General features: G+C 52.2%; 23 protein-coding genes. 10 read left to right on the forward strand and 13 right to left on the reverse strand.

Annotated elements, in window-relative coordinates; translation table 11 throughout:
* Nucleotides 1–3: 3 nt before the first annotated feature.
* The 3 genes from waaF to waaA are packed head-to-tail and all read left to right on the forward strand — an operon-like array spanning nucleotide 4 to nucleotide 3,300.
* Nucleotides 4–1,032: a lipopolysaccharide heptosyltransferase II gene (waaF, locus tag SPK40_RS17630; protein ID WP_330961379.1), complete on the forward strand. Its 1,029-nt coding sequence runs from the start codon at nucleotides 4–6 to the stop codon at nucleotides 1,030–1,032.
* A 10-nt stretch (nucleotides 1,033–1,042) separates the two neighbouring features.
* Nucleotides 1,043–2,017: a glycosyl transferase family 90 gene (locus SPK40_RS17635; protein ID WP_330961380.1), complete on the forward strand. Its 975-nt coding sequence runs from the start codon at nucleotides 1,043–1,045 to the stop codon at nucleotides 2,015–2,017.
* Between the two features lie 8 nt (nucleotides 2,018–2,025).
* The gene (waaA, locus tag SPK40_RS17640; protein WP_330961381.1) at nucleotides 2,026–3,300 is read left to right on the forward strand and encodes a lipid IV(A) 3-deoxy-D-manno-octulosonic acid transferase; all 1,275 of its coding nucleotides are present in this window, start codon (nucleotides 2,026–2,028) and stop codon (nucleotides 3,298–3,300) included.
* 23 nt (nucleotides 3,301–3,323) lie between these two features.
* On the opposite strand, the gene SPK40_RS17645 is transcribed toward waaA, so the two are convergent.
* A complete protein-coding gene (locus tag SPK40_RS17645) occupies nucleotides 3,324–4,025 on the reverse strand; it encodes a 3-deoxy-D-manno-octulosonic acid kinase (protein ID WP_330961382.1) in 702 nt (233 codons plus the stop codon).
* 223 nt (nucleotides 4,026–4,248) lie between these two features.
* Here SPK40_RS17645 and SPK40_RS17650 point away from each other — a divergent pair, with 223 nt between their 5' ends.
* From SPK40_RS17650 to coaD, 4 genes are all read left to right on the forward strand, one after another.
* Nucleotides 4,249–5,298 carry a glycosyltransferase family 9 protein gene (locus tag SPK40_RS17650; RefSeq protein WP_330961383.1) on the forward strand — a complete coding sequence of 350 codons (1,050 nt, stop codon included), beginning with the start codon at nucleotides 4,249–4,251 and terminating at the stop codon, nucleotides 5,296–5,298.
* 126 nt (nucleotides 5,299–5,424) lie between these two features.
* On the forward strand, nucleotides 5,425–6,216 hold the full coding sequence (locus tag SPK40_RS17655; RefSeq protein WP_330961384.1) for a glycosyltransferase family 2 protein: 792 nt from the start codon (nucleotides 5,425–5,427) through the stop codon (nucleotides 6,214–6,216).
* The gene (locus tag SPK40_RS17660) at nucleotides 6,209–7,240 is read left to right on the forward strand and encodes a glycosyltransferase family 4 protein (protein ID WP_330961385.1); all 1,032 of its coding nucleotides are present in this window, start codon (nucleotides 6,209–6,211) and stop codon (nucleotides 7,238–7,240) included. Before SPK40_RS17655 ends, SPK40_RS17660 begins: the two co-directional genes overlap by 8 nt.
* 51 nt (nucleotides 7,241–7,291) lie before the next feature.
* Nucleotides 7,292–7,774 carry a pantetheine-phosphate adenylyltransferase gene (coaD, locus tag SPK40_RS17665; RefSeq protein WP_248144473.1) on the forward strand — a complete coding sequence of 161 codons (483 nt, stop codon included), beginning with the start codon at nucleotides 7,292–7,294 and terminating at the stop codon, nucleotides 7,772–7,774.
* A gap of 21 nt (nucleotides 7,775–7,795) precedes the next feature.
* On the opposite strand, the gene SPK40_RS17670 is transcribed toward coaD, so the two are convergent.
* From SPK40_RS17670 to radC, 6 genes are all read right to left on the reverse strand, one after another.
* The gene (locus tag SPK40_RS17670) at nucleotides 7,796–8,827 is read right to left on the reverse strand and encodes an NAD-dependent epimerase (protein WP_330961386.1); all 1,032 of its coding nucleotides are present in this window, start codon (nucleotides 8,825–8,827) and stop codon (nucleotides 7,796–7,798) included.
* 57 nt (nucleotides 8,828–8,884) lie between these two features.
* On the reverse strand, nucleotides 8,885–9,697 hold the full coding sequence (gene mutM, locus SPK40_RS17675) for a bifunctional DNA-formamidopyrimidine glycosylase/DNA-(apurinic or apyrimidinic site) lyase (protein WP_330961387.1): 813 nt from the start codon (nucleotides 9,695–9,697) through the stop codon (nucleotides 8,885–8,887).
* A 32-nt stretch (nucleotides 9,698–9,729) separates the two neighbouring features.
* Complete coding sequence (locus SPK40_RS17680; protein WP_330961388.1) at nucleotides 9,730–10,218, reverse strand: hypothetical protein; 489 nt, start codon at nucleotides 10,216–10,218, stop codon at nucleotides 9,730–9,732.
* A 110-nt stretch (nucleotides 10,219–10,328) separates the two neighbouring features.
* Nucleotides 10,329–10,496 (reverse strand): 50S ribosomal protein L33, encoded by a 168-nt coding sequence (gene rpmG / locus SPK40_RS17685; RefSeq protein ID WP_004405486.1) that lies wholly within the window; start codon nucleotides 10,494–10,496, stop codon nucleotides 10,329–10,331.
* Between the two features lie 14 nt (nucleotides 10,497–10,510).
* Entirely contained in the window at nucleotides 10,511–10,747 is a 237-nt protein-coding gene (rpmB, locus tag SPK40_RS17690; protein WP_027250565.1) for a 50S ribosomal protein L28, read from the reverse strand.
* A gap of 170 nt (nucleotides 10,748–10,917) precedes the next feature.
* Complete coding sequence (gene radC, locus SPK40_RS17695; RefSeq protein WP_330961389.1) at nucleotides 10,918–11,592, reverse strand: RadC family protein; 675 nt, start codon at nucleotides 11,590–11,592, stop codon at nucleotides 10,918–10,920.
* Nucleotides 11,593–11,853: 261 nt separating this feature from the next.
* Here radC and coaBC point away from each other — a divergent pair, with 261 nt between their 5' ends.
* Complete coding sequence (coaBC, locus tag SPK40_RS17700; protein ID WP_330961390.1) at nucleotides 11,854–13,065, forward strand: bifunctional phosphopantothenoylcysteine decarboxylase/phosphopantothenate--cysteine ligase CoaBC; 1,212 nt, start codon at nucleotides 11,854–11,856, stop codon at nucleotides 13,063–13,065.
* 205 nt (nucleotides 13,066–13,270) lie between these two features.
* Complete coding sequence (gene slmA / locus SPK40_RS17705; RefSeq protein ID WP_248144479.1) at nucleotides 13,271–13,861, forward strand: nucleoid occlusion factor SlmA; 591 nt, start codon at nucleotides 13,271–13,273, stop codon at nucleotides 13,859–13,861.
* A gap of 101 nt (nucleotides 13,862–13,962) precedes the next feature.
* Here slmA and pyrE read toward each other — a convergent pair whose 3' ends face one another.
* Both pyrE and rph read right to left on the reverse strand, forming a co-directional pair.
* Nucleotides 13,963–14,604 carry an orotate phosphoribosyltransferase gene (pyrE, locus tag SPK40_RS17710; RefSeq protein WP_330961391.1) on the reverse strand — a complete coding sequence of 214 codons (642 nt, stop codon included), beginning with the start codon at nucleotides 14,602–14,604 and terminating at the stop codon, nucleotides 13,963–13,965.
* A gap of 122 nt (nucleotides 14,605–14,726) precedes the next feature.
* Complete coding sequence (gene rph / locus SPK40_RS17715; protein WP_248144481.1) at nucleotides 14,727–15,443, reverse strand: ribonuclease PH; 717 nt, start codon at nucleotides 15,441–15,443, stop codon at nucleotides 14,727–14,729.
* A 188-nt stretch (nucleotides 15,444–15,631) separates the two neighbouring features.
* On the opposite strand from rph, the gene SPK40_RS17720 reads away from it, so the two are divergent.
* Nucleotides 15,632–16,495 (forward strand): YicC/YloC family endoribonuclease, encoded by an 864-nt coding sequence (locus tag SPK40_RS17720; protein ID WP_330961392.1) that lies wholly within the window; start codon nucleotides 15,632–15,634, stop codon nucleotides 16,493–16,495.
* 111 nt (nucleotides 16,496–16,606) lie between these two features.
* On the opposite strand, the gene SPK40_RS17725 is transcribed toward SPK40_RS17720, so the two are convergent.
* The 4 genes from SPK40_RS17725 to rsgA all read right to left on the reverse strand — a co-directional run bounded on the left by SPK40_RS17725 (nucleotide 16,607) and on the right by rsgA (nucleotide 20,298).
* Nucleotides 16,607–17,623 carry a sulfite exporter TauE/SafE family protein gene (locus SPK40_RS17725; protein ID WP_330961393.1) on the reverse strand — a complete coding sequence of 339 codons (1,017 nt, stop codon included), beginning with the start codon at nucleotides 17,621–17,623 and terminating at the stop codon, nucleotides 16,607–16,609.
* 103 nt (nucleotides 17,624–17,726) lie between these two features.
* Complete coding sequence (locus tag SPK40_RS17730) at nucleotides 17,727–18,704, reverse strand: TauD/TfdA family dioxygenase (RefSeq protein ID WP_330961394.1); 978 nt, start codon at nucleotides 18,702–18,704, stop codon at nucleotides 17,727–17,729.
* 15 nt (nucleotides 18,705–18,719) lie between these two features.
* Nucleotides 18,720–19,136 (reverse strand): ACT domain-containing protein, encoded by a 417-nt coding sequence (locus SPK40_RS17735; RefSeq protein WP_248144485.1) that lies wholly within the window; start codon nucleotides 19,134–19,136, stop codon nucleotides 18,720–18,722.
* A 109-nt stretch (nucleotides 19,137–19,245) separates the two neighbouring features.
* Nucleotides 19,246–20,298 (reverse strand): ribosome small subunit-dependent GTPase A, encoded by a 1,053-nt coding sequence (rsgA, locus tag SPK40_RS17740; protein WP_248144486.1) that lies wholly within the window; start codon nucleotides 20,296–20,298, stop codon nucleotides 19,246–19,248.
* Nucleotides 20,299–20,403 lie beyond the last annotated feature (105 nt).

A 20,403-nucleotide genomic window follows, 5' to 3' on the forward strand; every position in this document is an offset into this window, starting at 1 on the left:
CATATGAAAATTTTAATAATCGGCCCGTCTTGGGTCGGCGATATGGTGATGTCACAATGCCTGTACATCAGCCTGAAACAACGCCATCCAGATGCTGACATTGATGTCCTGGCACCTGCATGGTGCCGGCCAATTCTGGAACGGATGCCAGAAGTAAACCGTGCCATTGATATGCCCATCGGCCACGGCGCGTTTAACCTGAAAGGGCGCTATCGTATTGGGAAATCCCTTCGCGAAGCCAGCTATGATCAGGCATTTATTATGCCGAACTCAGCCAAATCAGCCCTGATTCCGTTGTTTGCCAAAATTCCGGTCCGGACCGGCTGGAAAGGAGAAAGTCGTTACGGACTGCTCACAGACCTGCGCAGCAATAAACGTGAGTTTGGTCTGGTGATTGAGCGCTATAGTGCGCTGGCTTACCCTAAAAATGAAATGACCAGCAGCGCAGCCCTGCCGCCATTACCCAGACCAACCCTGACCATTGACCCAAACAATCAGTCAGCAGCCATCTCACGCCTGGCGCTTTCTCAGGACCGTCCGGTAATCGGTCTGTGCCCCGGCGCTGAATTCGGCCCGGCGAAACGCTGGCCGGAAACTTATTTCACACAGGTTGCTCAACGCATGATTGAGCAGGGCCAACAAGTCTGGCTGTTTGGTTCAGCCAAAGATCAACCGGTCACTTCAGCGATCAGAAACGGGCTGCCTGATGACCTACAACAACACTGCCATGACCTGGCCGGACAAACCAGTCTGATTGAAGCCGTGGATCTGCTGGCTCTCTGCCATACAGTCGTCAGTAATGATTCCGGCCTGATGCATGTGGCCGCAGCGGTCGGCTGTAAAGTCGTGGCAATCTATGGCTCAACCTCACCGGACTATACCCCGCCGTTGGCGGAAGAAGTCGCCATTGTCCACACTGACATTGAATGCCGGCCCTGCTTTAAGCGAGAGTGTCCTTACGGTCATCTGAAATGCCTGAAAGAACTGCCTGCCGAGCGTGTGATTCAAGCTATCAATGATTTGGCCGAATAACGCTGGAGCAATGACGTTGATACGATTACACAACAGGCAAAAGAACAGCAAATTTTCTTTTTACAGCAAAAATGCCCTGCGATCCCTGACGCCAAAATTGTTTTACCAGCGCCGGCTCAGGTACCTGCTGAATACCCTGGATCAGTATGACAGAAATTACATCGCATCCCGGATCGATTATTACCTGAAACATACGCATGCATTCACCCTGCCGAACGAGAAATCTGTAGCGATTCGGAATTACCGGAAAAAGGGGCAAAGTGCGTATTTCTATGATCTCAAAGAGTACCTGAATTACTTTGACCATAATTTCAAAGTAGCTTACCGATTCGGTGATGATACCCATATTGAACCATACCCTTTTCTGGTCAAAGCCAGACCGGTTCACGGTGACAATGACAACGCAGTGCTGTTCAAACTCAATAAAGTCAGGCACTTCAATTTCATTCATGACAGCAAAAGTTTCCGAGAGAAGAAGGACATGCTGGTTTGGCGAGGGGCAGCTCACCAAGAGCACCGTAAGCAGATGGTTCGGTCGTGCTATAACCTGCATCACTGTGACATCGGACAGGTGAATGAAAACGAAGGCCAGGTACCTTGGCTGAAAGGATTTCTGAGCATTGACGAGCAGCTCGACTACAAATTCATTCTTTGTATTGAAGGCAAGGACGTCGCCACCAACCTGAAATGGGCTATGTCTTCCAACTCACTGTGCATGATGCCAAAACCAAAATATGAAACCTGGTTTATGGAAGGAACTCTGAAGGCTGGCGTTCATTATGTCGAGCTGAAGGATGATTGCTCAGATATCGAAGAGAAAGTGCAATACTACAGCCAGCACCCGGAAGCGGCTGAAGCAATCATTGCCAACGCACATGAGCATGTTCATCAGTTCTGTCATCCCCAACGGGAGAAACTGATTGGTTTACTGGTTCTGAAAAAATACTTTGAACTGTCCGGGCAGTGGCAGTCCCGCCACGAATGAGAGGATTAATGCTGCGTTTTCTCTACACCTGTTTATTAACACTGGTTGCCCCCGTACTGTTGCTCTCTCTCTATAAAAAGCGTCCCGGTGTCCCGCCTGTCGGCAAACGGTGGAAAGAACATTTTGGGTTCAGTCCCAGAGTCCAGGGCCACCAGCCTTTGTGGATCCATGCCGTTTCAGTCGGTGAAACACTGGCTGTCACCCCGCTCATCAAAGTGCTAAAAGCCCGTTATCCAACATTGCCGATTTTGCTGACCACCACGACAGCCACTGGAGCTGAACAGGCAGCCAGACTTGGCGAGTTGGTTGAACATCGTTACATGCCACTGGATTTTCCCTGGGCGTTACGTCTTTTTCTGAAAAAACAGCAACCGCGTGCCCTGTGTATCATGGAAACCGAACTCTGGCCCAACACTCTTGCAGCGGCCAGGCAGGCAGGACTGCCTGTAACTGTCCTGAACGCCCGCCTGTCGGAACGTTCCTGCCAGCGCTATGCGAAGGTACAGCCACTGTTTCACCTGCTGGCCAATCATCTCGATCGGGTTCTCTGCCAGCACCGTGACGACGCCGACCGCTTCATCCGGCTCGGTGTCCCTTCGCAAGCCGTACAGATCACTGGCTCCATCAAGTTTGACATTTCTCTCCCTGAAGGGTTGATACAAGCCAGCACAGCACTGAGAGAAGAGCTGGGCAGCCAGCGTCCGGTCTGGATTGCAGCCAGCACCCACGCCGGTGAAGACGAACAAGTGCTGGAAGCCCATCGTCAGGTTCTGGCATCTCATCCGGATACCCTGCTGATTTTGGTTCCCCGGCATCCGGAACGTTTTGATGCGGTCCATGCCTTGTGCCTGCAGCACGGATTTACCACCGCCCGCCGAACACAACCGGAAACACTACTCGCAGAGCAACAAATCTATCTGGCCGATACCATGGGAGAAATGATGTTGCTGCTGGGAGCCTGTGATCTGGCGTTTGTCGGCGGCAGCCTCATTGGGGACAAAGTCGGCGGTCATAACCTGCTGGAACCGGCCGCTCTGGCGAAACCAGTCCTCACCGGACCCAGTTATTACAATTTTACCGACATTACGACCCAGCTGTTGAATGCAGGCGGAGCTGAAGTTATTCACGATAGTAAAGGTTTAGCCGAAACCGTTACACGACTGCTGGAAAGCCCGGAGACACAGTCTCAAATGGGGCAAGCTGCGCTGGCAGTCGTGAACGCCAATCAAGGTGCTATTGAACGTACCCTGACCGCACTGACAGCCAGTATCTCTGCAAGATAAATCCGGCTGCTGGAGTAATCCGATTACCCACCGTAGCCAACAAGCAGTTGCTGCCAGTCTGATGCCTGCCATTGAATGCCCGCCTTATCGACTTCTTTCACAAAAGAGCGATGCAGGCGGGACAAATTTGCGGCTTTCCAGTGCTCACCATCTGTCAGGCTGCATTTATCAAAGTCGATCAGCCAGATTCGCTCTTCGCGATCAAGCAAAATATTATGCGCATTTAAATCGGTATGATTGACCTGACTGTCATGCATCTTGCGGATCATCGCGCCCACAGCCTGCCACTGCAATTCGGACAGTGGTCCTTGCTGCAGCCTATCTACCAAATCAGTGGCATCCGGAACTTTTTCTGTAAGTAAATCTGCGCGATAGAACAAACCGGTTTTACACACCCTAGCAGCGACCGGACGCGGTACCCGTACCCCTTTCGCCACCAGATGCTGCAATAGTGCAAATTCCGCCATACTCCGGCAGGATGCCCAGTCAGAGAAGCGGTACTGATCTTTCACCAGTTTCCCGAACAGACCGCCGCGATAATAATGGCGCAAAGCCATGTCGACTTCCTGTCCCCGGACAAACCAGGTCGTCCCCCGCCCACGGGCACTCCCTGTCACAGCCTGCTGTCTCTGCCAGAAATCCGGTTCAAAGCACTGCCAGGGATCTTCTGCCAGCAAAACCGGGTCAAACATCACCCGACAGTTATCCTGCTCCCGTATTTCCATGAACCTGTATCCCAAACGGCTGAAAAACACTATTTTATACGGGATTGCCGGGGTTCGTCATGTTCGGAACGGGTTCTTTGCCGGACGTTCACGTCATACTCACACTCTGAACGCTCAGCGTGCACTTCGTGCACACTCAGTGAACACAAATCACGCTGATTCCGGTCATCGAAATGTATATAATTCCAAACCACGCAAATGCATCATTTTATAAGCAGGTGTCATGAGTTTATTCACTTCCGCTCCCGAATCACTGTGTATCCTTCGCCTGTCGGCGATTGGTGATGTCTGTAACAGTATTGCCATGGCGCAGGCGATTCAGCGACAGTGGCCCGAGACACGGCTGACCTGGATATGTGGCAAAGTAGAAGCACGACTGCTGAAAGGACTGCCGGGGATCCGTGTGATTGTCTTTGACAAAAAACAGGGTTGGCAGGGCTATAAAGCCGTCTGGCAAGCGCTGAAAGGTGAACGCTTTGACGCCCTGCTGCACATGCAGACCGCGATTCGTGCCAGCATTGTCAGCCTGGGGATCAAGGCGAAATTTAAGCTGGGGTTTGATGCCGCCCGCAGCAGCGATCTGCAGCAGCTCTTCACCAATGTCAAAGTGACATCACCGGACGCTCCCCACGTCCTGGACGGTTTTATGCAATTCGCCGCCACGCTGGGAGTGACCGATCTGACCCCGAGCTGGGAGATCCCGCTGTCGGAAGAAGACCAGCGCTGGGCGGATCAGCATATCTATCAGGACAACACGCTGGTCATTGCCCCGGCGGCCAGTAAGGGCTATAAAAACTGGACAGCAGAAGGCTATGCAGCGCTGGCAAAGCATGCTCATCAGCAGGGCTTCGCCGTGATTCTGGCTGGGAGTCCGGCAAAGATTGAGGTCGATTTAGGGAATGCGATTGAAGCCAGACTCGACTTTCCGGTGAACAACCTGATTGGTCAGAGCAGCCTGAAGCAACTGCTCGCTCTCTTACAGAGAGCCGCACTGGTCTGTGCCCCGGATACTGGTCCGGCCCACATGGCTGTTGCGGTCGGCACCCCGGTTCTTGGCCTCTATGCACATCATAACCCTGAACGAACCGGTCCCTATTTATCCCGGCAATATGTAGTCAGTGTTTACGATGAATGCATCCGGGAAGAAACTGGTCAATCTCCTGAGCAACTGCCATGGCGCAGCCGGGTAAAAGATGAACAGGCCATGCAGCGTATCCGGCCGGAACAGGTCATTGCGATGTTTGATCGCATCACCCTAAATACTCAATCCTGAACGAAAGCAATAAGTTCAGTGGTGAAATCTGACCGAGGTTTTACTTCGTTAAGCCCGGTCGGCATAATCATTCGCATATGATTGTAATGGCAATCATCAATTTTTAACTTGAACACTGGACACCGAATGGCTCCCAACACTTCCCACACCACTCTGGGTGTGCTGATGATCATCAAGAATGAAGCACAGCACCTGGCCGCCTGTCTGGATACCGTAGCTGGCTGGGTTGACGAAATTGTGATTGTTGACTCAGGCAGCACCGATGATTCAGAAAGCATCGCCCGCCGTTACACTGATAAATTCTTCTGTTATCCCGATTGGCCAGGCTTCGGACCTCAGCGCCAGCGTGCACAATCGCATATGACGACAGACTGGATTCTGGTTTTGGATGCAGACGAACGGGTCACACCGGAACTCAAAGCTGAGATTCAGACAGCAATCACCGCCAACCCAACCCGGGTTGCCTTCAAGCTGAACCGTCTGAGTGATGCTTTCGGCAAAACCATTCGTTATTCTGGCTGGTCGCCAGACTGGGTTACCCGCCTCTATCGCCGGGATGAAACTCAATATAATGATGCGCTTGTCCATGAAAAAGTCATCACTGATAATCTGACGGTCAAACCGCTGAATGGGCGCCTGCGTCATTTTACGTTCGATCATCTCAGTCAATATACGCGCAAAACTGCCCTCTATGCGAAATCATGGGCGGATCAGCGGGAAGGCAAAAAAAAATCATCTCTGGGAACTGCATTCAATCATGCCCTGGTTCGATTTCTGAAGATGTATATTCTCAAACGAGGCTTTCTTGATGGCAGACACGGGCTGCTCCTCGCAATTCTAAGCGCCAACACCGTATTTACCCGCTATGCCGACTTGTGGTTACGCGACTACGTAAGGAAAAATACACCGAATGAATAAGCACATCTGCCATGTGAATCTTGCCACCGGCTTCAGTGGTGGTGAGCAGCAGACGCTGCAACTGATCAAACAGCAGCGCAATATGGGCTATACACTGACGGTCGTCGCCAACCCGCGTAGTCCGTTTGCAGCCAAAGCAGAAGCACTTGGCTGCCGCATGGTGCTGATCAAGCACTTCCTGCTGGGGCATCGTGCTGCGATAACCAAACACTGTCAGGCAATTCATGTCCACGAAGGACGGGCTATCTATTGGGCCTGGATTCAGTCAAAGCTGTTCGGCTGCCCGTACATTGTGACCCGGCGTATCGACAACCCGCTCAAAGATCGCTGGTTACTGAAAAAAAGCTATCATGATGCCAGCGTAACCATTGGTCTGAGCACGGCCATCGTGGACTGTATTCAGGCGAAAGTGCCGAATCAGCGGCCGCATAAGATTCCCAGTTCACCCGTGGTTTACCCGGTCAATGACACTGAAGTGAACGCCATCCGCAGCCAGTTCAGCGACAAATTTCTGGTCATCCATGCCGCCAACCTGCTCAAGCACAAAGGCTTTAATGTCACCATCGAAGCCGCCCGTTTGCTTGAACAACAGGCACCTCAGGTTCATATTGCCATTCTGGGAGACGGCAAACTGCTCGCCGAGCTGGAAGCCCAGGCGCAGGGATTAACCAATATCAGCTTCATGGGAAAACAGTCGAACATGGGGGACTGGTTCGCAGCAGCGGACCTTCAGGTACATCCGTCCCATACTGAAGGACTCGGCTCGGTGATCCTTGAAGGGATGAAAGCGGGCTTACCTGTGATCGCAACCCGTGCCGGGGGTATCCCGGATATTATTGATCATGGCATCAACGGCGAGCTGATCCCAGTCGGAGACAGCCGGCAACTGGCAGAAGCCATTGCTCGCGTAGCCCGGGACAGTGCTCTCCGTGAGCGATATATCGAAGCCGGTCAGGAAAAAATGAAGCTGTTTGATATTGCAGCGACAGCCAAAGACTACGAAGCCATTTACAACAACTTGTAAAGAATGGCGCCCAACATCAATTTCACAGGACATACAGAAAGGAATGCTGAGATGACAACCCGAGTAATCTATCCCGGTACCTTTGACCCGATTACCAACGGCCACCAGGATCTGATCGAGCGTGCGGCTGCCATGTTCGATCATGTGGTTGTTGGCATCGCTTTCAGCCCGAGTAAAAAGCCGCTGTTTGATTTGCAGGAACGGGTGAATCTGGCGAAAGCCGTCACCAGCCACCTGGAGAATGTTGAAGTTGTGGGTTTTTCAGGCCTGCTGGTTGATTTCGCCCGTGAGCATCAGGCCAATATTCTGGTGCGCGGTCTGCGTGCAGTCTCGGATTTTGAATATGAATTCCAACTTGCCAATATGAACCGCCGCCTGATGCCGGAACTCGAAACGGTGTTCCTGACCCCGGCCGAAGAGAACTCATTTATCTCATCAACCATCGTCAAGGAAGTCGCACTGCACAAGGGTCAGGTGGACCAGTTCGTACACCCGACCATTGCTCAGGCCCTGAGAGACAAACTGGCGGAATAATCCTGAATATGCGGCACCGCCTCAGTGTGCCGCAATCTTTCCCTGTGCACTCTGACCGTAATAATCCAGATACCAGTCAACAAATCGTTGCACGCCCGCTTCCACGCTCACCTGAGGCCGGAAACCAGTCACAGCAAACAAGTCTTCTGTTTCCGCATACGTCGCATATACATCACCCGGCTGCATTGGCATGTAGTTCTTGATGGCTTCCCGGCCCAGCGCTTTTTCCAGTGCCGCAATAAAATCCATCAGCTTTACGGGTTGACCATGCCCCAAGTTGTAAACACAGTAAGGGGCTGAGCTGGTAGCCGGCGATCCGGTTTCAACCAGCCAGTCGGGCTGGGAGGTCGGAATCACGTCCTGAATCCGCACGACCCCTTCGACGATATCATCAATGTAGGTAAAATCGCGCAGCATGTCCCCCTGGTTATAAATATCAATCGGCTGACTGGCCAGCATGGCCTCCGTAAACTTAAACAGTGCCATATCGGGTCTGCCCCAGGGGCCATAAACGGTGAAAAAACGAAGACCTGTGGTCGGAATGCCGTAAAGGTGGGAATAGGTGTGCGCCATCAGCTCATTGGCTTTTTTGGTTGCTGCATAGAGAGAAACGGGGTGATCAACACTGTCATCCGTCGATAGCGGCAGTTTGCGGTTCAGGCCGTAAACCGAACTGGAAGATGCATAGACCAGATGCTCAATCTGATGACGACGACAGCCTTCCAGAATGGTCAGGTGACCCGTCAGGTTACTGTCAGCATAGGTCATGGGATTATCCAGGGAGTAGCGCACACCAGCCTGCGCCGCCAGATGGATCACCCGATCGAACTGATGCGCCAAAAACAGCCGTGCAATGGCTTCCCGGTCGGCCAGATCGCAGTCCAGTACTAATAATGCCGGATGGGTAATCCGCTGCACCCGGGCATGTTTCAGTTTCACATCATAGTAGCTGTTGAAGTTGTCAATCCCGACCACTTCATGACCCAGGCTGCAGAGCCGCTGAGCCACGGCACTGCCGATAAATCCTGCCACGCCAGTTACCAGATAACGCATGCTCACATCTCCTTTTCATTCCCTAAAAACAGAGTGAGGCCGTGATTACATATGAATTTACAAGGGCTGGCACCCGCTACAGAAGACTGTAGCACGCTGCCCGATTTTGGCCTCATTGAGTTGCTGGCCACAGCGCGGGCACGGCTGACCTGCCTTGCCATACACTTGCAGCTCCTGGGCAAAGTAGCCGGGTTTACCGTCACTCTGCCTGAAATCTTTCAAGGTGGTGCCGCCCTGCGTAATCGCTTTGTTCAGCACGCTTTTAATTTCGTCAACCAATAAACTCAGTCGTTCCGGTGACAATGAGCCTGCTGGCGCCTGAGGATGAATCCCCGCCGAGAACAAGGACTCATTGGCATAGATATTCCCGACCCCCACGACCACCTGGTTATCCATGATGAACTGCTTAATCACCGTACGTTTCCCTTGGGCTTTGCCGATCAGATACGGTGTATTGAATTCCTCACTCAACGGTTCCGGCCCCAGTTTACTCAGCACCGGGTGCTCGCTGTCGCGTTCCTGCCACAGCCAGGCACCGAACCGGCGGGGGTCGTTGTAACGCAGAACTTCACCACTGGCCAGCTTCACATCAACGTGATCATGTTTCGCCGGCGGAACATCCTCCGGAAGAATCCGTAAACTGCCAGACATACCCAGATGGATAATGGCGAAACCGGCATCGGTTTCCAACAGCAGGTACTTGGCTCTGCGACTGACCCCGCGAATTGTCTGCCCTTGCAGCAACTGAAGCTCGGCAGGGACCGGCCAGCGCAAACTAGGGTTGCGCACCGTCACCTGAGTGACGGTCTGACCAACCACATGCGGGGTGATCCCCATACGACTGACTTCAACTTCGGGTAATTCTGGCATCTTCTTTCCGGATTCTCTGGTGAAACATAAGGTCAGGTGGCGGGAAACAGATAGCCGGGTTCAACAGTGATAGCCAGCCACTCCCCTGCCCAGTTTTGCAACAACCAGAACTGAGGAAGCTGATAAACCGTCAACCGGTAGGGCTCAGCCTGATCGGTCAGCCATACTTCCACACTCCGTGGTACAGTCAGCTTGTCGCTCAAACGGGCATAAGTATCGGCATCCACTTTTGTTCCGGCTATCCCGGACCAGTGGGAAACAATCACCGCAGGATCATCGGAAATGGCAGGTTCAGACTGCCAGACTCCGGCCTGCTGGCTGAAAATGACATCAGGCAGGACCAGTTTCTCGATACGGCTTTCAGACGGCAGTAAACGGACCAGACCCGCCGTGTCCTGCGTCGTGACAGAGGGTTCCGGGATCATGCGCTGCCTGAGCAGTTCAGGGAGCTGAATGATGGCGACAAAAAGCAATACACCAATGATAACTAAATTGTTCCAGCCACGGCGTGTCAGTTTCATTCGGCCTCCATCTGCATCCATTGAACTCCGATGATAATCTGCTTGCCAACTGACAGCCATAAAAAAACCCAGCCTTGGCTGGGTTTTTATCAAAAAGCAAAAGAAACCAATTACTTGATTTTTGCTTCTTTGTACATAACGTGCTTACGGACAACTGGATCAAATTTCTTGATCTCAAATTTGCCTGGCATGTTACGCTTGTTTTTGTCGGTAGTGTAGAAGTGACCTGTGCCGGCAGATGATACCAGACGGATCTTCTCACGAATGCCTTTAGCCATTGCTTAGAATCCTCTTAAACGTTCTCGCCGCGAGCACGCATTTCAGACAGAACGGTATCGATACCTTTCTTGTCAATGATACGCATGCCTTTCGCAGAAAGGCGTAGTTTAACGAAGCGTTTTTCGCTTTCTACCCAGAAACGATGAGTTTGCAGGTTCGGCAGAAAACGACGCTTGGTGGCATTACGTGCGTGTGAACGGTTGTTACCCGTTACAGGACGTTTACCAGTTACTTGGCATACTCGGGACATTACTGTCTTCTCCAAATCGTTTCAGCTCGATATCAACCGCGATTAACCGAACGCAAAAAGCATTCCATCTAACCGAAGCTATCAAAGGTCGCGCATTATACTAAGTCAAAACCAGTTGCTCAAGTCCCGAGCAGATCCTTTCTTGTCTTTTTGATCAATTTCGGCCTACTTTATAGCCAACCTCGTTCAGCAAAAGAAACCACTTCACCATCACCAACAACGAAGTGATCGAGGATCCGAATGTCCACCAGGGCCAGCGCATCGCTGATCCTCCGCGTAATTCGCCGATCGGCCTGACTTGGCTCCGCTACGCCTGAGGGGTGATTATGCGCTAAAATCAGCGCCGCTGCATTAAGTTCGAGTGATCTTTTTACAACTTCACGCGGATACACGCTGGCCGCATCAATTGTTCCCTCAAACATCACTTCGCCACGGATCACCCGGTGCTGGTTATCCAGAAACAACACAAAAAATGCTTCTCTGTGGCGATCTCTCAGCAAATGGCTCAGATAGCGCCGGGTTTGTTCCGGGCTGGTCAGCGCCTCACCACGCTCCATCCGCTCAGTCAGATAACGCAGACTCATTTCCAACACGGCCTGCAACTGAACAAATTTTGCCGGGCCCAGTCCTTTATGCTGGCAAAAGCTTTGCAGGTCAGCCGCCAGTAAAGCCCGCAGGGACCCAAACGACTGCAGCAACTGCCCGGCTAACTCGATGACATTGGTACCGGGCAGACCGGTCCGCAGAAAAATCGCCAGTAATTCAGCATCCGACAATGTACTGGCCCCCCGTTGCAGTAATTTTTCTCTGGGCCTTGTCTCTAGAGGTAAATGCTTCAAAGCCATCTCGTTCTGATCCTCTGTGCTTATTTTGTTCAAGCAGAAGCGAGTCCCGGGAACAGTACAAAGACCACAAGTTGAAACTGTGGCATCCGCCGCAGGCCAGAGTCACAGTTACACTGCCTCTCACGACTTCTGTCGAGTGATTACCCAACAAGATGGTGATATAGCACAAGTAAACGGTCATTTTTCTCAGTACTAAAGCGATGAATCCGTTCCGCTTTGGTGATATCTTGTTGCCAGTTTTTTCAGGAAGCAGGCTATCGAATGAAAACACTGGCAGGAAAAAAAATACTTTTGGGGATCAGCGGCGGGATTGCAGCCTATAAGTGCGCAGAACTGACACGCCGGTTGATTGAGCGTGGCGCAGAGGTCCGTGTCGTCATGACCCCCGCCGCCAAGGAATTCATTACACCGCTGACCATGCAGGCCGTTTCCGGCAAGCCGGTGGCGGACAGCCTGCTCGATCCTGCCGCAGAAGCATCCATGGGTCACATTGAGCTCGCGAAGTGGGCTGACCTGGTGCTGCTGGCACCGGCCTCAGCAGATCTGATCGCCCGCCTGCGTGCCGGGATGGGGAACGATCTGCTGAGCACGCTGTGCCTGGCAACCAGTGCCCCGATTGCCGTCGCCCCGGCAATGAACCAGCAGATGTACCGTCAACCCTCGACTCAGGAGAATCTGGCTGTTCTGACCAGATGGGGACATCAGATCTGGGGACCGGCAAGTGGCGAACAGGCCTGTGGCGATGTCGGCCCGGGCCGGATGCTGGAGCCGATGGCACTGGTTGCTGAAATCGAAAACTTCTTCCGGCCACAGGATCTGGCAGGGGTACGCATTGCCATCACCGCCGGACCGACCCGGGAAGCGCTTGACCCGGTACGTTACCTGACCAACCACAGCTCCGGCAAAATGGGCTACGCCATTGCACAGGCTGCCGCAGAACGCGGTGCCAGCGTCACGCTGATCAGCGGCCCGGTCAGCCTGAACACCCCGGCAGATGTCCAGCGAATCGATGTCGAGAGTGCAGTCGAAATGCATCAGGCTGCGACGGAACAGGCCCCTCTGCACGATATCTTTATCGGCTGTGCTGCCGTAGCTGATTTCCGCCCGGCAGAAATGGCTGAGCAGAAAATGAAGAAAAAACAGGGGCACGATGAGCTGGTACTGACACTGGTGAAAAATCCGGATATCATCGCCGCCGTTGCAGCAATGACGGAGCAGCGACCTTTCACCGTCGGCTTTGCCGCTGAGACGCAGGATGTCGCACGCTATGCCCGGGATAAACTGCAACGTAAAAACCTGGACCTGATCTGCGCCAATGACGTCGCCCGGCAGGGACAGGGATTCAACAGTGACACCAATGCCCTGCACCTGTACTGGCCAAAGGGTGACAAGGCGCTTCCACTGACTGACAAAACCTCGCTGGGGCGTCAGCTCATTGATGAAATCATCCAACGCTTCCGGCAGCAAAGCTGAGCCGCCTCGTCCATGTCGCTACTTCGTCCCCGCTGACGATAAACAGCTCACTGATTTTTGGCAGCCAGCTCTCAAGCTTACATTCTGGCTGCCGATACAGGTAACACTGCCTGATCCAGACACTTTCCATGCCCTTAGCGCATGGCTAAGATACTCAGGTTTTTCTGTCCGGACACAGTCTTATATCGAAAAGGAACGGTTATTCATGGCTGGCAATAAAAAAAACAACCGCCGCGAAGAAATCTTGCAGGCATTGGCTGAAATGCTGGAATCGAGCCAGGGCAGCCAACGCATTACCACCGCAAAACTGGCCGCACAGGTTGGCGTTTCCGAAGCCGCTCTGTATCGCCACTTTCCCAGCAAGGCCCGCATGTTTGAAGGCCTGATTGAGTTTATTGAAGACTCCATCACTACTCGTATCAACCGTATCCTGGATGACGAAAAAGACACCATGACCCGGCTGCGAATGGTCCTGCAACTGCTGTTAGTCTTTGCCGAGCGCAATCCGGGGCTGACCCGTATTATGACCGGTCACGCCCTGATGTTTGAACAGGATCGGCTCCAGTCACGCATCAACCAGCTGTTTGAGCGGATTGAAACCCAGCTCCGCCAGATTTTACGTGAGCGTAAGCTGCGAGAAGGCCGCGGTTTCCCTATCGATGAAAACATTCTCTCTGCCCAGCTGCTGGGTCAGGTAGAAGGCAGTTATAACCGCTATGTGCGCTCCAGCTTCCGACACAAGCCGAATGATAATTTCGACGCTTACTGGGACCTGCTGACCAATCAGCTGAGCTAACTTTCTCTCTTTCCCTTTCAGCTCTGCGACACGATCACCCGAAACCATCAAAAAAGGGCTGGCATCACTGCCAGCCCTTTACTGTTCCGATCTGAAAGATATCAGATGCCGTACTGAGCGCGGTAAGCTTTCACCGCTTCCAGATGCGCTTCCATGCCATCCTGCTCTTCCAGATAGCTGACTACATCGCCCAGAGACACAATGGAAATCACCGCACAGACAAAGTCACGCTCGACTTCCTGAATCGCCGACAGCTCGCCTTTGCCTTTTTCCTGACGATCAATCGCCACCAGCACGCCAGCCAGATCAGCACCATTCGCCTTGATAATTTCCATCGATTCGCGAATCGCGGTCCCGGCCGTGATCACGTCATCCACCAGCATGATACGCCCTTCCAGCGGACTGCCGACCAGATTGCCGCCTTCGCCGTGGTCTTTGGCTTCTTTACGGTTAAAGCAGTACGGAGTATCGATGTCGTGGTGATCCGCCAGTGCGACGGCCGTAGTGGTCGCGATAGGAATCCCTTTATAAGCCGGGCCAAACAGTACATCAAATGCAATACCCGAATCGGCCAGTGCTGCGGCATAAAAACGGCCCAGACGTGCCAGATCACGACCGGTGTTAAACAAACCGGCATTGAAAAAGTACGGGCTCTTGCGGCCTGATTTCAGGGTGAACTCACCAAACTTCAGGACGCCTTTCTCTAAAGCGAATTCGATGAACTGACGCTGATATGCTTTCATTGTTTCTCCTCGAGCGATTGGTCGCATGCTCCAGCCGAAGGACAAGTGGCTGGCGAAATCCCGCAAGATCGGTGTTCTGCGGACAAAAAAAAGCGGCTCCAACAGGAACCGCTCCAAAAACGTTAACTTTCCAGCGATGCCTGCTGGATATTGATGATCTCGGCAATGCCGTCTTTCGCGAGCGACAGCATCGCCATGAGTTCCTCGGTACTGAAGGCTTCGCCCTCTGCGGTCCCCTGGATCTCAATAATTTTGCCTTCACGGTTCATGATGACATTCATATCTGTCTCCGCACTGGAATCTTCGGCATAGTCCAGATCGCATACTGGTGTGCCCTGATAAATCCCGACAGAAACCGCCGCAATGGTCGTTTTCAGCGGGTTCTTCTTCAGCAGACCTTTTTCCAGCATCACATGAATAGCATCGGTCAGTGCAACCATCGCACCCGTAATCGAGGCGGTCCGGGTTCCGCCGTCGGCCTGAATCACGTCACAGTCGACCGTGATCATCTGCTCACCCAGCACTTCCAAATCAACCGCTGCACGCAGACTGCGGGCAATCAGACGCTGAATTTCCAGCGTACGGCCGCCTTGTTTACCATTGGCCGCTTCACGACGGTTCCGGGAGTGCGTTGCGCGAGGCAGCATGCCGTATTCAGCCGTCACCCAGCCTTGGCCTTTGCCCTTCAGCCAGCGCGGTACACTTTCTTCAACACTGGCGGTACAAATTACCTTGGTGTCGCCGAATTCAACCAGCACCGAACCCTCGGCATGGGCAGTGAAATGACGGGTAATAGTAATCGGACGAACTTGGCTGGCACTTCTTCCACTTGGACGCATCGGATTCCACCTTGGCTGATATTGGGTGCTGAGAACAGGCCGCTCGGCGACCCGCAGACATTGACCGGCGATTATAGCCAGATCTCCGCCCTGTTGCACGCCCTGAACCCGCCTGACGATACGGATCAATTTCCATTATCTGCACTGGTGCGTATAATCTAGCCATCATTTCTTAAGGGCCATCGCCAATGATTCACAGTATGACCGCCTATGCCCGTCGCGAAGTTAAAGGCGACTGGGGCAGCGCCGTTTGGGAAATCCGTTCGGTTAACCAACGATATCTGGAAACTTATCTGCGCCTGCCAGAGCAGTTCCGCAGTCTGGAACCTGTCCTGCGCGAGCGTTTTCGTCAGCGTCTGGCACGCGGCAAGGTCGAATGCAGCCTGCGCTTTGAAGCCAACCCGGCTGCCAACACAGAACTGCGTATCAATGAATCTTTAGCCAAGCAGGTGATCAAAGCCGCCAGCTGGGTAAAAGAAACCGCCGGTGAAGGCAATATTGGTCCGTTTCAGGTGCTGAACTGGCCGGGCGTGATGGAAACCCCGGAACAGGACATGGACATCATCAATCAGGAACTGCTGACTGCATTTGACGGCGCAGTGGATGATTTCATCGCCGCCCGAGCCAGCGAAGGCGCGAACATGAAAGACCTGATTGATCAGCGTCTGGATGCCATCACGACAGAAGCCACCAAAGTACGCGCGCTGATGCCGGAAGTCATGCAATGGCAACGCGAACGCATTCTGACGCGTCTGGAAGAAGCCAAAGTCGAGCTGGACGCCAACCGCGTCGAGCAGGAACTGATTATGCTGGCTCAGAAAAGTGATGTGGCCGAAGAGCTGGATCGCCTCGATTCTCACGTGAAAGAAACCCGAAAAATTCTGAAAAAAGGCGGCGCCTGTGGCCGGCGTCTGGACTTCATGATGCAGGAATTCAACCGCGAATCGAACACCCTGGCCTCGAAATCGATCAATACCGACATCACCGCCTCAGCCGTTGAACTCAAAGTGCTGATCGAGCAGATGCGCGAACAGATCCAAAATATTGAGTGATACCCGCATCACCATCGCGTTGTAAAAAGCCCTGCACTTGCAGGGCTTTTTGTTTTCAGGGACCAGAACGGACGGCCAGCCTGTTGCTGTTCTGTGCTTTTTCTTGCGTGCTTATCCTGACGTTCTCATCTGCTTCTTATTCCAGCTAAACAGTGCAAACATCACTAACAGCTGAAAGCAGAAAATCAATGCCGAGCGTTCACCCAATGGCAACAGCAGTAAGGTTGAGGCTAACTCCAGAGATGAAAGGGCAATGATCATGTGATGAATCACTTTCTTGCTGACTTTGCAGCAAACCCAGGCGCCTATCGGAGCACCGAAAATCACCACGGGAGCGGCAACATACCAATATTCAAAAATGACTTCAGCAGGCTGAGTTCCCTGAAAAAAGAAGGTGATCAGTCCGAAAATGGACGTCGTCGCCATAATGATCACACTGGCCTGTGTTGCCTGCACGATATTTAACCGAAAATAAATGGTGAACAATGCAAACGCAAACAGATCCGCACCAGAACCGATAAAAGCACTCATCCCGCCGCCGAGGCACCCGAATGTCACCAGAGTGATCATCTTCCTGCGGCAAACCTGAATCTGCCTTTCATTAAATTTATCCGCGTAATAACCAAATAAATAAACCAGCAAGAAAATTGCGATGTTCAGGCTGAACATCACTTTTACTTCTGCGCTGCTTAAAGTGGCGTATAAATACTGGGTGACAAGATAAAACCCGGAAAATGAACCGACCAGATAGAGTGCGATCCCCCGCCAGGGCAACTGATGGCGGCTCAACAAGATCAGAATGGAGGCGGACGTCATGCCTATGCTTTGTATCATCAATGAGAAGTGCATTGATGATTCCGGGGGCGTCGACAGCAGTTTCGTCATCACAGGAAAGGCAACAGCACCACCGCCCAGGGGGGTTGAACCTGCCACAAAAGAGCCAACAACCATCATCACCGCAATCACGATATGTTCTGCGAATAATTCGAGCCAGCCCGGTTTCATAAAGACAGCAGACCATGCAATCAGAAGAGAAAAACAAATCAGCAGCGTTCTGGAGAAATGAACCTGCGGACTCTGTTGCTGAGGAAGGAAACTTTCTTTGAAAACACTTTTCAATGCACTCACCTGAGCACCTCGGAAAAAGATGAATACGAGAATTCACGACAAAATCAACACAACCGTTTCAAGAAGTGAGTGGGGATAAATCGATTGAATCAAAAAGAAAAAATCACTCCCGCTTCATTTGATGAAACGCCGATAACCGGATACTTCTGTCTCCGGAAAAAGATTCCCGGCCATGGCTGGTCAAAATGTTATCTAATAAAAGTACATCGCCCTGCTGCCAGTCGAACATGCGCTTTTCCTCCAGTAAAATATCCCGGATATGATGTGCCACCGGATCCGGAATATCACTACCATCCCCAAAAAACGTCTGAAAGGGCAATTTTTCTTTACCAACCGCATCGATCATCGCATCAGCAATGTCGGGATGTAAATTCGCCACATGCCAGAAAGCAATATGATTAAACCAGCACTTTTCCCCGGTTTCAGGATGAAGAATCACCGCAGTTCGTGTTTGTGTCGTCCTTAATTCATCACCATCCCAATTGGCTGTTACGTCATGATGCTGACAATGTTTCTCCACGGCCTGGCGGGAATCCGTTAAAAAGGTATCCTGCCAGTCCAGTCCGAGCCCCGTGCCGTAATGGCGGACCAATCGCCAGCCCAGCGCTTCAAACTGCTGACGATATGTGTGATTCAGTCTGTGATAGATCCGGCGATTATCCGCAACCGGGGTTTGACCACCGGTGCCCGGAGGAGTCAGGCAGAAAAAACAAAGGTACTGACAAATATCCAGCGACGATGAGTAGTCACTGTGCAATGAAATCGTCTCGCTGGCCGGAAAAGCTGTGGTCGTATACAGATTGGTCGCAACTTTTTCTCTTTCCGTGGCCTCTTCAAACTGGCTGATATCAACCGGTTCAAATGGCAGCTCCCTCACCAGATTCAGAAATGAGGCATCATCCGGCATATCAAAGCCCCTGAACAAGATCCCTCCCTGCTCCTTCAGTTGCCTCTTTACCAGTGCTTCATTCTGGCGGACCCAGGCTGCAAGATCGGTCTCATGACTGGGCGCTTCAACACGCGCAATAAAATTCGTCTCCGGGAATACCGTCGTTATCCTGATGCTTCCTTGCCTGCTCATGGTCCCATCCCTCGCTTACACAGGGTCACCATCGACGAAGTGATATCCAACCGTCTTTAAGTGAGTGATCACTTGATGCCGCTGCGTATTCGGCACCAGAACATAATCCCGATCATGCGTACAGACAGCAAACTGACTGATGCCTATCGAGGCGATGTGGCCGGTTAAGGTCGCGATCACGCCGACAATATCAAAAGGCAGATCCCCATCCACCCGCAGGCAGGACCAGTCTTTGCTGACGGACGTTGCTTTCCGGTCCAGCCATCCCTGGTATTCAGACGACAAACGCTGCACATCACACATTAACGAGATTTCATCACCCGTTACGGATAAATTAAAAAATCCGCAATCTTCCGGAAATGACAGACCCGAGAGATCAGACAGGCGATAGACGGCAATGTCATTGCTGTAAATTTTTAAAGTAAATTCCATCGTTCTGTTCAATTGGCAAAGGGGGCTTCATCAAGTGAAGCTTTCATCTGTACTCACTGACTCTCAGAAACCACCCGATAAACATAAGGAAAGACAATTACGGGAATGGTTAAAACTCTTTGTACCGTCCCAGAACTTTCTCTTTTTCTTTCCGGTTCTTGGTCACCTGACGCCACTGTCTGTGCCGCTCGCGCTGGAATGCTTCAGGGTCATCCGCATAACGTGATTCAGTCATCAGCTTCAGATACGACTTATAACGTCTGGGTGACAGACTGCCGTCAGCTAATGCGGCCTGAATGGCGCAGCCCTCTTCCTTCTCATGGGTGCAATTACGGTAACGGCAGTCATTTGCCAGCAACTCAACATCGGAGAAGGTTTCCTCAACATTTTTCGTCGATGCCCCGATGCCAACCTGGCGTAACCCCGGAGAATCGATAATCAGTCCGCCGGTCGGCAGCATGAACAGAAATCGGTTCGACGTTGTATGGCTGCCCCGGGCCCCTTCATCACTGACGGCCAGCGTCTCCAGCACCTCTTCCCCGAGCAGGAAGTTGATCAGCGAGCTTTTTCCGACCCCTGACGAGCCAATCAGCACACAGGTATCAGTTTTTTGAATTAAGGACAGCAACTCTTCGAGTCCCTCGCCCGTTTGGGTGCTGATCGGTAATACCAGCAGGCTGGGATCAAGCCGGGTAATTTGATCGACATACTCCGACGGGTCATCCACCAAATCGCGCTTCGTGAGCACAATCGTCGGCTGAACACCCGACGCTTTGGCCAGGACCAGATAGCGCTCCAGGCGGTTCAGATTGAACTCCGCATTCATGGAGGTCGTGATGAAAATATGAGAGATATTGGCCGCGATTGCCTGCTGCGTTCCGCTGGAGCGGGTCCGGGCAAGCTGAGTTTCACGAGGCAAAAGCTCAGTGATCACATGCTCCCCCTGCAGTTCCTGGCAAATCACCCAGTCCCCAATCACAGGCCGTTCGTCTGATTCAAGCTGAAGACGGGAAACCTCTCGCTCCGTCAGTTCGCCATTTACAACACCGATCACGCCGTACTTTTTTCCATAGTCTTTGGAGACCCGGAACAGCGCTTCAATGCTGTGTTCCCCGATATGCTGAAATATCGACTGTTTCAGTCCTAAGTCACGATGGTCCAATTGAAAACCCCTTTCAAACCGGTATCAGAAATGAAATAAGTAACAAACAACATCCCGCCGGAAAAACAGAATGTTGTTTTGAATATTTGACTCAACTTACAGCGC

The organism is Photobacterium sp. 53610, assembly GCF_036409375.1.
GTDB lineage: Bacteria > Pseudomonadota > Gammaproteobacteria > Enterobacterales > Vibrionaceae > Photobacterium.